The 12,914-nt window shown below is 55.4% G+C and carries 13 protein-coding genes; 10 read left to right on the forward strand and 3 right to left on the reverse strand.

What is annotated here, in order from left to right; translation table 11 throughout:
* The first annotated feature begins 87 nt into the window (after positions 1-87).
* The 4 genes from tgt to secF all read left to right on the forward strand — a co-directional run bounded on the left by tgt (position 88) and on the right by secF (position 4,512).
* Positions 88-1,212, forward strand: a complete 1,125-nt coding sequence (tgt, locus tag SC206_RS13980; RefSeq protein WP_332738045.1) for a tRNA guanosine(34) transglycosylase Tgt — start codon at positions 88-90, stop codon at positions 1,210-1,212.
* 110 nt (positions 1,213-1,322) lie between these two features.
* On the forward strand, positions 1,323-1,655 hold the full coding sequence (gene yajC / locus SC206_RS13985; protein WP_045046030.1) for a preprotein translocase subunit YajC: 333 nt from the start codon (positions 1,323-1,325) through the stop codon (positions 1,653-1,655).
* A 27-nt stretch (positions 1,656-1,682) separates the two neighbouring features.
* Positions 1,683-3,530 carry a protein translocase subunit SecD gene (secD, locus tag SC206_RS13990; RefSeq protein ID WP_332738046.1) on the forward strand — a complete coding sequence of 616 codons (1,848 nt, stop codon included), beginning with the start codon at positions 1,683-1,685 and terminating at the stop codon, positions 3,528-3,530.
* 70 nt (positions 3,531-3,600) lie between these two features.
* Positions 3,601-4,512 (forward strand): protein translocase subunit SecF, encoded by a 912-nt coding sequence (gene secF / locus SC206_RS13995; RefSeq protein WP_332738241.1) that lies wholly within the window; start codon positions 3,601-3,603, stop codon positions 4,510-4,512.
* 123 nt (positions 4,513-4,635) lie between these two features.
* Here the strand turns inward: secF and SC206_RS14000 are convergent, their stop codons facing one another.
* On the reverse strand, positions 4,636-5,187 hold the full coding sequence (locus SC206_RS14000; RefSeq protein ID WP_332738047.1) for a DUF3251 domain-containing protein: 552 nt from the start codon (positions 5,185-5,187) through the stop codon (positions 4,636-4,638).
* Between the two features lie 201 nt (positions 5,188-5,388).
* On the opposite strand from SC206_RS14000, the gene nrdR reads away from it, so the two are divergent.
* The 6 genes from nrdR (at position 5,389) to pgpA (ending at position 9,750) form a co-directional block, all read left to right on the forward strand.
* On the forward strand, positions 5,389-5,838 hold the full coding sequence (gene nrdR / locus SC206_RS14005) for a transcriptional regulator NrdR (RefSeq protein ID WP_045046032.1): 450 nt from the start codon (positions 5,389-5,391) through the stop codon (positions 5,836-5,838).
* 44 nt (positions 5,839-5,882) lie between these two features.
* Positions 5,883-7,025: a bifunctional diaminohydroxyphosphoribosylaminopyrimidine deaminase/5-amino-6-(5-phosphoribosylamino)uracil reductase RibD gene (ribD, locus tag SC206_RS14010; RefSeq protein WP_332738243.1), complete on the forward strand. Its 1,143-nt coding sequence runs from the start codon at positions 5,883-5,885 to the stop codon at positions 7,023-7,025.
* A gap of 159 nt (positions 7,026-7,184) precedes the next feature.
* Entirely contained in the window at positions 7,185-7,655 is a 471-nt protein-coding gene (gene ribH, locus SC206_RS14015; protein WP_332738048.1) for a 6,7-dimethyl-8-ribityllumazine synthase, read from the forward strand.
* A gap of 20 nt (positions 7,656-7,675) precedes the next feature.
* Entirely contained in the window at positions 7,676-8,089 is a 414-nt protein-coding gene (gene nusB, locus SC206_RS14020; protein ID WP_009638657.1) for a transcription antitermination factor NusB, read from the forward strand.
* A 93-nt stretch (positions 8,090-8,182) separates the two neighbouring features.
* Positions 8,183-9,169, forward strand: a complete 987-nt coding sequence (gene thiL / locus SC206_RS14025) for a thiamine-phosphate kinase (protein WP_332738049.1) — start codon at positions 8,183-8,185, stop codon at positions 9,167-9,169.
* Positions 9,170-9,255: 86 nt separating this feature from the next.
* Positions 9,256-9,750, forward strand: a complete 495-nt coding sequence (gene pgpA / locus SC206_RS14030) for a phosphatidylglycerophosphatase A (RefSeq protein WP_332738245.1) — start codon at positions 9,256-9,258, stop codon at positions 9,748-9,750.
* A gap of 130 nt (positions 9,751-9,880) precedes the next feature.
* On the opposite strand, the gene SC206_RS14035 is transcribed toward pgpA, so the two are convergent.
* The gene (locus SC206_RS14035) at positions 9,881-10,855 is read right to left on the reverse strand and encodes an aldo/keto reductase (protein WP_332738050.1); all 975 of its coding nucleotides are present in this window, start codon (positions 10,853-10,855) and stop codon (positions 9,881-9,883) included.
* A 163-nt stretch (positions 10,856-11,018) separates the two neighbouring features.
* Positions 11,019-12,881, reverse strand: a complete 1,863-nt coding sequence (gene dxs, locus SC206_RS14040) for a 1-deoxy-D-xylulose-5-phosphate synthase (RefSeq protein ID WP_332738051.1) — start codon at positions 12,879-12,881, stop codon at positions 11,019-11,021.
* Positions 12,882-12,914 lie beyond the last annotated feature (33 nt).

Below are 12,914 nucleotides of genomic sequence, written 5' to 3' on the forward strand. Positions count from 1 at the left end.
TTTGAGAAAAGCCCTTGTAGGTAAATAGTTGCAGTACCCACCTAAATATCGGACTGTTTTTCCGGTTATTGAGAGAATCAAGACATTATGAAGTACGAATTATCTACCACGGATGGCCGCGCACGTCGCGGTCGTCTGGTCTTTGAACGCGGCGTGGTCGAAACGCCAGCCTTTATGCCGGTCGGCACTTACGGCACGGTAAAAGGCATGACGCCGGAAGAAGTCACAGAAACCGGCGCGCAAATCCTGCTCGGCAACACCTTCCACCTGTGGCTGCGCCCGGGTCAGGAAATCATGAAGCTGCACGGCGATCTGCACGACTTCATGAACTGGAAAGGCCCGATCCTTACCGATTCCGGCGGTTTCCAGGTGTTCAGTCTGGGGGCGATGCGCAAGATCAAGGAAGAGGGCGTTTATTTCCGTAATCCTATCAACGGCGATAAAGTCTTCTTAAGCCCTGAAAAGTCGATGGAAATTCAAAACGACCTCGGCTCCGACATCGTCATGATTTTCGACGAATGTACGCCATATCCTGCCGATTGGGATTACGCCAAGCGTTCGATGGAAATGTCACTGCGCTGGGCAAGACGCAGCCGCGATCGTCACGACGAATTGAAAAATAACAATGCCTTATTCGGAATTATTCAGGGCGGCGTTTACGAAGATTTACGAGATGTATCGATAAAAGGGCTGGTAGATATTGGCTTTGATGGTTACGCTGTGGGCGGTTTGGCTGTCGGCGAGCCAAAAGAGGACATGCACCGCATCCTCGAGCACGTCTGTCCGCAGATTCCAGAGGATAAACCTCGCTATCTGATGGGCGTCGGCAAACCCGAAGATCTGGTTGAAGGCGTTCGTCGCGGTGTAGACATGTTCGACTGCGTTATGCCTACGCGTAACGCGCGTAACGGCCATCTGTTTGTGACCGATGGCGTGGTGAAAATCCGCAATGCCAAGCATAAAAATGACACATCGACCCTTGATGAGCATTGTGATTGCTATACGTGTCGCAATTATAGCCGTGCCTACTTGCATCATCTCGACCGTTGCAACGAAATACTGGGTGCGCGCCTGAATACTATTCACAACCTGCGTTTCTATCAGCGCTTGATGGCCGATATGCGCGCCGCGATTGAAAAGGGCGAGCTGGAGCAGTTTGTGGAAGTGTTTTACACGCGTCAGGGCCGAGAAGTTCCACCTGTAAACTTCTGATGTCGACGGGCGGGCCGTTTTCTTCACGATAACAGCCCGCCGTATCGGCATTGGCGCTTTTAACGTGTTTTAATAACAACTTGTTTTATAACAACAATGAGGGAATTTAAATGAGTCTTTTCATTTCTGATGCCGTCGCAGCTACTGGCGCACCGTCACAGGGAAGTCCTTACTCTCTGGTTATCATGCTGGTGGTATTTGGTCTGATTTTCTATTTCATGATCCTGCGTCCGCAGCAAAAGCGTTCTAAAGAGCACAAAAAACTGATGGACTCCATCGGTAAAGGTGACGAAGTGATGACTACCGGCGGTCTGATCGGTCGTGTAAGCAAAGTAGCTGATACCGGTTACGTTGTTATCGCGCTGAATGACACCACGGAAGTGATGATCAAGCGTGACTTCGTGGCTGCCGTTCTGCCGAAAGGTACGATGAAGGCGCTTTAATTTTTGATTTTCCCGAAGGGAACTGCCGTGTTAAACCGTTATCCTTTGTGGAAGTATCTGATGCTGATCGCCGTGATCATCGTCGGTCTGCTTTACGCGCTTCCCAACCTGTATGGTGAGGATCCGGCTGTTCAAATTACTGGCGCTCGGGGTTCCGACGCCAGTGTTGCAACGCTGGACCAAGTCAGAGATGTACTGAATAAAGACAAAATCGACAGCAAGTCGATTGCGCTGGAAAACGGCTCAATCCTTGCACGATTCCGTGATACCGACGTTCAGCTGCGCGCGCGTGATGCGCTGTCTGCAGCACTGGGCGACAAATTTGTTATCGCGCTGAACCTGGCCCCTGCGACGCCAACCTGGCTGACCATGCTGGGCGGCGAGCCTATGAAACTGGGCCTCGACCTGCGCGGCGGCGTACACTTCCTGATGGAAGTCGACATGGACACTGCGCTCGGCAAGCTGCAAGAGCAGACCATGGACAACATGCGTAGCGACCTGCGCGACCAGAGCATTCCTTATGCCACGGTTCGCAAGTATGACAACTACGGTGTTGAGCTGACCTTCCGTGACGGCGCGACCCGCGACAAAGCTGCAAGCTACCTTTCTCCTCGCCATCGCGACCTCGTGTTCACCAACAGTGGTGACAATACCCTGCGTATCGTCATGACCGATGACCGCCTGAGCGAAGCCAAAGAGTACGCGGTACAGCAGAACATCAACATTCTGCGTAACCGTGTGAACCAGCTGGGCGTTGCCGAGCCGTTGGTGCAGCGTCAGGGTTCCGACCGTATCGTGGTTGAACTGCCGGGTATTCAAGACACTGCGCGCGCCAAAGAGATTCTGGGTGCGACGGCGACGCTTGAGTTCCGTCTGGTCAACACCAACGTGGATGCCACTGCGGCAACCAGCGGACGTGTGCCGGGCGACAGCGAAATCAAACCGATGCAGGACGGCCAGCCGGTTGTACTGTACAAGCGCGTGATTTTGACCGGTGACCATATCACCGACTCAACCTCGAGCCAGGACGAATATAACCAACCACAGGTTAATATTTCTCTCGACAGCGCGGGCGGTAACATTATGTCCAACTTCACCAAGGACAACATCGGCAAGCCGATGGCGACCCTGTTTGTGGAGTACAAGGACAGCGGCAAGAAAGATGCCAACGGACGTGCCATTCTGGCGAAGCAGGAAGAGATTATTAACGTCGCGACTATTCAGTCTCGTCTGGGTAACAGCTTCCGCATCACCGGCGTAAACGATCCGAATCAGGCTCGCCAGCTTTCGCTGCTGCTGCGTGCCGGTGCCTTGATTGCGCCAATCCAGATTGTTGAAGAACGTACCATTGGTCCAACCATGGGTGCGCAAAACATCACTCAGGGTCTGGAAGCCTGCCTGTTTGGCCTGTTGGCATCCATCCTGTTTATGGTGGTGTTCTACCGCAAGTTTGGTGTGATTGCGACCAGCGCGCTGGTGGTTAACTTAGTGCTGATTGTCGGGATTATGTCCCTGCTTCCGGGCGCTACGCTGACCATGCCGGGTATCGCGGGTATCGTTCTGACGCTGGCGGTGGCGGTTGACGCCAACGTACTGATTAACGAGCGTATCAAGGAAGAGCTGCGTAACGGACGTTCCGTTCAGCAGGCTATCCATGAAGGCTACAGCGGTGCGTTCTCCAGTATCGTCGATGCAAACGTCACGACGTTGATCACGGCCATTATTCTGTATGCGGTCGGTACGGGATCGATTAAGGGCTTCGCTATCACTACCGCTATCGGTGTGGCGACCTCTATGTTCACATCGATCGTCGGTACGCGTGCCATCGTCAACATGCTTTACGGCGGCAAACGCATTAAAAAGCTGTCTATCTGAGGAGTGCGTTGTGGCACAGCAAGAATATACTGTTGAACAACTGAACTACGGCCGTAAAGTCATCGACTTTATGCGCTGGGACAACGTGGCCTTCTGTTTGTCGGGCCTGTTGTTAATCGCGTCTATCGCGATTATGGGCGTTCGCGGGTTTAACTGGGGTCTGGACTTCACCGGCGGTACGGTTATCGAGATTACCCTGTCTCAGCCTGCCAACCTCGACAACATGCGTGATTCGTTGGAGAAGGCCGGTTTCCAAGACCCGATCGTACAGAACTTTGGCAGCAGCCGTGACGTGGTGGTGCGTTTACCGCCCGCGTCCGACACTGCCGGTCAGGAGCTGGGCAATAAGGTGATCAGCCTGATTAACGCCGATGTCGACAAAACCGCGACCGTAAAACGTATCGAGTTTGTCGGCCCGAGCGTGGGCAGTGATTTGGCGCAGGCGGGCGGCATGGCGCTGCTGATTGCGCTGATCTGTATCCTTATCTACGTCGGCTTTCGTTTTGAGTGGCGTCTGGCGCTGGGGGCTGTTTTGGCTCTTGCGCACGACGTCATCATCACGATGGGCGTGCTGTCACTGTTCAAGATTGAAGTCGACCTGACCATCGTGGCATCGCTGATGTCGGTCATCGGTTACTCGCTGAATGACAGTATCGTGGTATCGGACCGTATCCGTGAGAACTTCCGCAAGATCCGTCGCGGTAATTCCTACGAAATCATGAACGTGTCCCTGACCCAGACGCTGAGCCGCACCATCATGACCTCGGCGACCACGCTGATGGTTGTGCTGATGCTCTACATCTTCGGCGGTCCTCTGCTTGCAGGGTTCTCGTTGACGATGCTGATCGGCGTGTCAATCGGTACTATCTCGTCAATCTATGTGGCGTCCGCGCTGGCTCTGAAGCTTGGCATGAAACGCGAACATATGTTGCAGCAGAAGGTCGAGAAGGAAGGGGCGGATCAACCGTCAATTCTGCCTTAATCTTCAAACGTCTCTGCTTGCTCTTCTAAACAGAGATAAGCAGACGTAAAAAAGGCCTCGCAGTTCGCTGTGAGGCCTTTTTTTTGCTACTTTTTTTGCTGATTTGCCGTCGGGCAAAACGCGTTATTGCTGATTGGCGTTGAGCACGGTGACCTGATGCAAGTGCACAAAACCCAGCGTATCCATCGTCACGTTATTCAGGCGAACTTCAACGGTCTGTTCGCTGGACGGCAGCAGCCTTGGCGTGACGGTAATCACCTGCGACTGCATATCGACGGTCAGCGGCTTGCCGGTCACCTGATCGAGTTGTCCCCAATCCACCACGGCTTTGAACTCTGGCAGCGGTTTGCCCGAGGTCGCCGTCACTTTCAGCACGGCGTTGGTGCCGCTGCTGTCGGGCGCGAGCGAATCAATAGCCACGCTTAGCTGACCAAATTCGGTGTTCAGCAGCGCCGCCGTTTTGGCCTGCGGCAGCAAATAGACGCCTGCCGTCGACTGATGATTCAGCAGGCTCTGGCGTTCGAGCGCGCCCGCAAGGTCAGTCAGGCGATCGAGCTTTTTGTTCAGCTGCGTGACTTCTTTGGTCAGCGCGGGCACTTCAGGGTTTTGCTCTGCGCATCCTGCCAGCGTGAACAGGGCGGTAACCGCGCAAACGGCACGAGAGAGGGGAGTCATTGGGCCGAGGTCCTTTTCTGCTGTTTATGGGCTTTCTTTAATTTACCTGCATTCATGGAAACGCATGGTCAACGCATGGTCAATGCATAGTAAATGCGTGCCAGAGTTTATCACGATAGTGCGTCAACGTTGCGACAGCCTTTGTTGTCGCGTCAGTTCGCGGTAAACTGTTGTCCAGATAATATCCGAGCAGGAAGTTCTATGCATTGTCCATTTTGTGCCGCCGTTGACACCAAAGTCATCGATTCCCGTCTGGTCGGCGACGGATCACAGGTACGCCGCCGCCGTCAGTGTTTAGTGTGCAGCGAACGTTTTACCACTTTTGAAGTGGCCGAGCTGGTGATGCCGAGAGTGATCAAAAGCAACGAGGTTCGCGAACCGTTCAACGAAGACAAGCTGCGCAACGGTTTCCTGCGGGCGCTCGAAAAGCGACCTGTCAGCTCCGACGACGTCGAAACAGCGATCAGTCATATCAAATCTCAGTTGCGCGCCACCGGCGAACGTGAAGTTCCGGCCAAGATGATTGGCAATCTGGTGATGGATGCACTGAAAGGGCTCGATAAAGTTGCCTACATTCGTTTCGCGTCCGTGTACCGCAGCTTTGAAGATATTCGCGAGTTTGGCGAAGAGATAGCCCGACTCCAGGATTAACCCAACCTGCTTTTTTAACAGGTAAGCCTATGACAGGGAAGACTATGTCCAGCGACGACTTTTACATGGCGCGTGCATTTGAACTGGCACGCAAGGGCCGCTTTACCACTACGCCGAATCCCAACGTGGGCTGCGTTATCGTGCGCGATGGCGAAATTGTTGGCGAAGGCTTTCATATTCAGGCCGGTGGCCCGCACGCCGAAGTACACGCGCTGCGCATGGCCGGTGAACGCGCGAAAGGCGCGACCGCCTATGTCACGCTCGAACCCTGTAGTCATCATGGCCGCACGCCGCCCTGCGCCGACGCGCTGCTAAACGCGGGCGTTGCGCGCGTGGTTGCCGCCATGCAGGACCCCAATCCCGACGTCGCCGGTCGTGGGCTTTATCGCCTCAAACAGGCGGGCGTTGATGTCAGCAGCGGCCTGATGATGGAAGAGGCCGAGGCGGTGAATCTGGGCTTCCTGAAAAGAATGCGTACCGGTTTTCCGTATATCCAGCTGAAAATGGCCGCCTCGATTGACGGCAAAACCGCGATGGCTTCAGGCGAAAGCCAGTGGATCACCTCCGCCGCCGCGCGTCAGGACGTGCAGCGTTTTCGCGCCGAAAGCTCCGCCATTCTCTCCACCAGCGCCACCGTATTGGCTGACGATCCGTCGTTGACCGTGCGCTGGACGGAGCTCGACGAAGATACGCAAAGCGTCTATCCGCCAGATTTTGCGTCGACCGAGTCCGCCTCGAGCGAAGGCGTGCGCCAGCCTTTGCGCGTCATTATCGACAGCAAAAATCGCGTCACGCCGCAGCACAAACTCATTCAACAGCCCGGCCAGACACTGCTGGCGCGTTTGCAGGCCGACGACGCGTCGTGGCCGTCATCGACCGAGCAACTGTTAGTGCCCGCTAACGCGCAAGGCCGCGTGGATTTAGTGATCCTGATGATGCAGCTGGCGAAAAAACAGGTGAATACCGTGTGGGTCGAAGCCGGAGCCGAGCTGGCGGGCGCGTTATTGCAGGCGGGTCTGGTCGACGAGCTGATCGTCTATATGGCACCGAAGCTGTTAGGCGATAGCGCCCGCGGATTGTGTTTGTTACCCGGACTGGCAAGCCTCGCCGACGCGCCGAATTTTACCTTCAGCGACGTGCGCCAGATAGGCCCCGACCTGCGTTTACGCCTCAAGCCGGTCTATTAATTGGTTCTGTCGGCGCAGGTTTACAAAACCGTGTGTCCAGGCAGGCGAATAATATGATAGAATCCGCCCCCCTGCGGCTAAGCATGGGCTGAGTCGATTCGAAAAGTAGTAAGCTTTTAATAGAAATCATAACGATTTAACCCATTCGAAGGAATATCTATGAACGTTATTGAAGGTGTTGTCGCCACGCCAGACGCGAAAATTGCTATCGCGATTGCCCGTTTTAACAATTTCATCAACGACAGCCTGCTTTCCGGCGCGATTGATGCTTTAAAACGTATCGGCCAGGTTGCCGACGACAATATCACCGTTGTATGGGTTCCGGGTGCTTATGAACTGCCTCTCGCGACGCGCGTATTGGCAAACAGCAAAAAGTATGACGCTGTTATCGCGCTGGGCACCGTTATCCGTGGGGGTACCGCCCATTTTGAATTCGTTGCTGGCGAATGCAGCTCTGGCCTGTCCAGCGTTGCGATGAACAGTGAAATCCCTGTTGCCTTTGGTGTGCTGACCACAGAAAGCATTGAACAAGCCATCGAACGTGCGGGAACCAAAGCCGGTAATAAAGGAGCGGAAGCCGCTCTGACCGCGCTTGAAATGATTAATGTTATCAAGGCCATCAAGGCCTGAATCTAGTTAAGGGGAATTCCGTGAAACCTGCTGCTCGTCGCCGCGCCCGTGAATGTGCCGTTCAGGCGCTTTACTCTTGGCAGTTGTCTAAAAACGACATCGCCGATGTTGAATTACAGTTCCTGACCGAGCAGGATGTCAAAGATGTCGACATTACCTATTTCCGTGAGCTGCTGTCTGGCGTTGCCACCTCTGCCGACAAGCTCGACGCGCTGATGGCTCCGTATCTCTCTCGTCAGCTCGAAGAATTGGGTCAGGTTGAACGTGCTATCTTGCGTCTGGCTCTGTTCGAGCTGAGCAAGCGTCAAGACGTCCCTTATAAAGTGGCGATCAACGAAGCTATCGAACTGGCGAAAACCTTCGGTGCGGAAGATAGCCACAAGTTTGTGAACGGTGTGCTGGATAAAGCAGGCCCGCACATTCGCAAGAAGTAAGGTTCCTCAGTACTGAACGCGTTTCATTAAGGCCGGTTTTCCGGCCTTAATGCATTCTAAAAAACGCAGATCGTCTTTATTTGGATTACTACTATGGCATGCGGCGAATTTGATTTAATTGCGCGCTATTTCAACCGTTACAGAACGGCACGTCAGGACGTACAGCTCGGCATCGGCGACGATTGCGCGCTGCTGTCCGTCAATGATAAACAGCAAATAGCGGTCAGTACCGACACCCTCGTTGAAGGGATCCACTTTCTTAAAACGATTTCACCTGCCGATCTTGGCTATAAAGCGTTAGCCGTTAACCTCAGCGACTTGGCCGCCATGGGCGCCGATCCCGCGTGGGTTTCGCTGGCGCTGACCTTGCCCGAGGTGAATACCGACTGGCTCGAAGCCTTCAGCGATAGCCTGTTCGAGCAGCTTGATTACTACGGCATGCAGCTGATTGGCGGCGATACGACGCGCGGTCCGTTAAGCATGACGCTAACGATTCAGGGCCTGATCCCGGCCGGTCGCGCGTTGCTGCGCAGCGGAGCAAAAGTCGGCGACTGGATTTTTGTCACCGGTACGCTAGGCGACAGCGCGGCGGGGCTGGCGATTTTGCAGGACCGTCTCGACGTTGACGATGAAAAAGCCTGCGCGGCGCTGCTGAAACGCCATCTGCGCCCGACGCCTCGCGTGCTGCAAGGTCAGGCGTTGCGCCAACTGGCGAGTTCGGCCATCGACATTTCCGACGGCCTTGTCTCCGACCTGCGTCACATTCTCAAAGCCAGCGACTGCGGCGCGCGTCTGGATCTCGACGCTATGCCATACTCTGACGAGATGTTGGCCCACGTCGAGCAAGAGCAGGCGCTGAAGTGGGCGCTTACCGGCGGGGAAGATTACGAACTTTGCTTCACGGTGCCCGAAATTAATCGGGGCGCGCTGGAAGTGGCGCTGGCGCATTTGGGCGTGCGCTTTACCTGCGTGGGGCAAATCATGCCGCTGTCAGAAGGCATCAAGTATCAACGCTCCGGTGAGACCGTGGAGCTTGAATGGCAGGGATTCGACCATTTCGCACAGGAGATTGCCTCGTGACAATAGATAAGCAAGTAAGCGGAAATGCGGGTGATAAAAAGCGCCCGATGCGCCACAAAGGTCGCACCGGCAATGACGCCGTCGACATGGCCGCCGCCAAAAAGCGCCTGAATCTGCGCAACCCGTGGCACCTGCTGGCGACCGGCTTCGGCAGCGGATTATTCCCCGTCGGCCCGGGCACCGCCGGTTCTGTCGCCGCGATCCCGTTCTGGATCCTGATGACTTACCTGCCGTGGCAGGTCTATTCGATGGTGGTGATGTTCAGCATCTGTATCGGCGTCTATTTGTGCCGTCAGACCGCCAAAGACATGCGCGTTCACGACCACGGCAGCATCGTGTGGGACGAATTTGTCGGCATGTGGATTACGCTGATGGCTATTCCGACCAACGATTGGCAGTGGGTGCTGATTGGTTTCGTGGTGTTCCGCATTCTGGATATCTGGAAACCCTGGCCGATTCGCTGGTTCGATCGCAACGTGCAGGGCGGAATGGGCATCATGATTGATGACGTGGTCGCGGGCGTGTTTGCGGCGGCGATTATCTATCTGATTGGTCATCATTGGCCGGTCGGCCTGTTCTAAACCTTTTCCGCAACGTTTCCGGAAACGTTCCTGTAAACGTTAAGCGATAGAACATAAAAAGGCGTCGTAGAGATTCTCTGCGACGCCTTTTTTGTAGTGATATTTTTACCTTCGCTGGAAAGCTGAAGGCTTATTTAAAGCCCGTCGCCTGATGCGGCTGATAGGCCATTTCCAGCTCGGCGATTTCGTCGATGCTGAGAGAAATGTCCAGCGCGGCGATCGCGTCTTCCAGATGTCCGGCACGTGAAGCACCAATAATCGGCGCGGTCACCACCGGTTTATTGAGCACCCACGCCAACGCAATCTGCGCACGCGGCACATTGTGATCTTCGGCGATTTTCGCTACGCGTTCGGCAATTTTCGCATCCGCTTCATCCGTATCGCCGTACAGGGTTGGGATCACCTCATCGGATACCGATCGCGCCGTGGTTTCGCCCCACGGACGAGTCAAACGCCCACGGGCCAGCGGACTCCACGGCAGCACGGCGATATCGCGCTCCAGACACAGCGGGTGCATCTCGTTCTCTTCTTCGCGCTGAATCAGATTGTACTGATCCTGCATCGAGACAAATTTCGCCCAGCCTTGCTGCTGCTGAATATCCAGCGCCTGACGGAACTGCGAGGCGTGCATCGACGAGGCGCCAATAAAACGCGCCTTGCCCGCTTTTACTACGTCGTTAAGCGCTTCAAGGGTTTCTTCGATCGGCGTGTCGTAGTCCCAACGGTGAATTTGCAGCAGATCGACGTAATCCGTCCCCAAACGGCGCAGGCTGTCGTCGATGGATTGCAAAATCGAGGCACGCGACAGGCCGCCTTTCAAGTCCGGCAGCGGAAAAAAGACTTTGGTCGCTAACACGTACTGGTCGCGGGCCATTGATTCGCGCAGGATTTTACCGACGATCTCTTCGCTGCTGCCGTCGGAATAGCTGTTGGCGGTATCGAAGAAGTTAATCCCTGCGTCAATCGCCTGCTGAATTAGCGGGCGGCTGCTCTCTTCCGGCAAGGTCCAGGCGTGTTTGCCGCGTGAAGGTTCGCCATAGGTCATACAGCCGAGACACAGGCGCGAGACTTTTAATCCGGTGCTTCCAAAATGGGTGTATTGCATGATTTCTCCAGCATCAGCGCATCGCGATGGGCGACAGGCGCAAGTAAATGAGATGATGGAATAACTGTAGCTCAGTCTGCGGCGAGAAGGGGAGAAGAGGAGGGCGAAGCCGAGGTAAATCCCCCTTTTTGCTAAAGAAAAAGGGGGAAAGAGTCAGACGTTATCAGGCAAGCCAGTCGGTAATCTGCTGTTCGATGCCCGCGCCGTCGAGGCCGAAATCACTGCGGACTTCTTCCTGCGTGCCCTGTGGAATAAACTGGTCAGGCAGGCCGATATTCAGCACCGGCACCAGAACGCGCCTGGACATCAGCAGTTCATTCACGCCGCTGCCCGCACCGCCCATGATGGCGTTCTCTTCAACGGTGACCAGCGAATCGTGACTGGCGGCCAGCGAGAGAATCAGCTCGTTATCCAGCGGCTTAACGAAGCGCATATCGACCAGCGTCGCGTTAAGCTTTTCAGCGGCGATTTTAGCTTCCGGCAGCAGCGTACCGAAGTTGAGAATCGCGATTTTTTCGCCTTCACGACGCACCACGCCTTTGCCGATTGGCAAGGAAGCCAGCGGCTCGCAGGTCGCGCCCGTGCCGTTTCCGCGCGGATAACGCACCGCCACCGGACCCTGCTGGTGATGGTAACCCGTGTGCAGCATCTGGCGGCACTCGTTTTCATCGCTAGGCGTCATGATAATCATGTTCGGAATGCAGCGCAGGAACGAGAGGTCGAACGCGCCCTGATGCGTCTGCCCGTCGGCACCGACGATGCCGCCACGGTCAATGGCAAACAGCACCGGCAGATTCTGGATAGCCACGTCGTGGATCACCTGATCGTAGCCGCGTTGCAGGAAGGTAGAGTAAATCGCCACCACCGGCTTGTAGCCGCCAATCGCCAGACCCGCCGCGAAAGTTACCGCGTGCTGCTCGGCGATCGCCACGTCGAAATACTGTTTCGGATAGGTTTTGGAGAATTTGACCATGCCCGAGCCTTCGCGCATCGCGGGCGTGACGGCCATCAGCTTGCTGTCACCGGCGGCAGTTTCGCACAGCCAGTCGCCGAAGATTTTCGAATAGCTCGGCAAGCCTTCCTTGCTTTTCGGCAATGTGCCGCTGGCGATATCAAACTTCGGCACCGCGTGCCAGCTGATAGGATCGTTTTCGGCCGGCGCGTAGCCTTTGCCTTTACGGGTCATCACGTGCAGCAGCTGCGGACCGGCGAGGCCGCGCATGTTTTTCAGCGTTTGGGTCAGCGCGACAACGTCGTGTCCGTCAACCGGCCCGATATAGTTAAAGCCCAGCTCTTCAAACAGCGTGCCCGGCACGACCATGCCTTTCAAATGCTCTTCGGTGCGACGAATCAGCTCTTTGATCGGCGGAACGCCAGACAGCACTTTTTTGCCGCCTTCGCGCAGGCGAGAATAAAGTTTGCCCGACAAAAGCTGCGCCAGGTGATTATTCAGCGCGCCAACGTTTTCGGAAATCGACATTTCGTTGTCGTTCAGCACCACCAGCATATCGGATTTGATATCACCCGCGTGGTTCATCGCTTCAAACGCCATGCCCGCCGTGATGGCACCGTCGCCAATCACGCAAATCGTGCGACGGCCTTTGCCTTCGCGTTCTGCGGCCACGGCCATGCCCAAACCGGCGCTGATGGAGGTTGAAGAGTGACCCACTGACAGCACGTCATATTCACTCTCACCGCGCCACGGAAAAGGATGCACGCCGTTTTTCTGGCGAATGGTCGAGATCTTGTCGCGGCGTCCGGTCAGAATTTTGTGCGGATAGGCCTGATGGCCGACGTCCCAGACCAGATGGTCGAAAGGCGTGTTGTAAACGTAGTGCATCGCCACCGTCAGCTCGACGGTGCCGAGACCGGAGGCAAAGTGGCCGCTCGACTGGCTGACGCTGTCCAACAGATACTGACGCAGCTCGTCACAGAGCTTCGGTAGGCTTTCTTTCGGAAGCGAGCGGAGTTCTTCGGGATTCTCCGCCAGGGCCAGCGTTGGGTATTTGGCTATATCAAGACTCATTGGTTACTCATATAAGAGGCTCTTCCAATTACT

This window comes from Rouxiella sp. T17 (genome assembly GCF_036663475.1).
Classification (GTDB): Bacteria; Pseudomonadota; Gammaproteobacteria; order Enterobacterales; family Enterobacteriaceae; genus Rouxiella.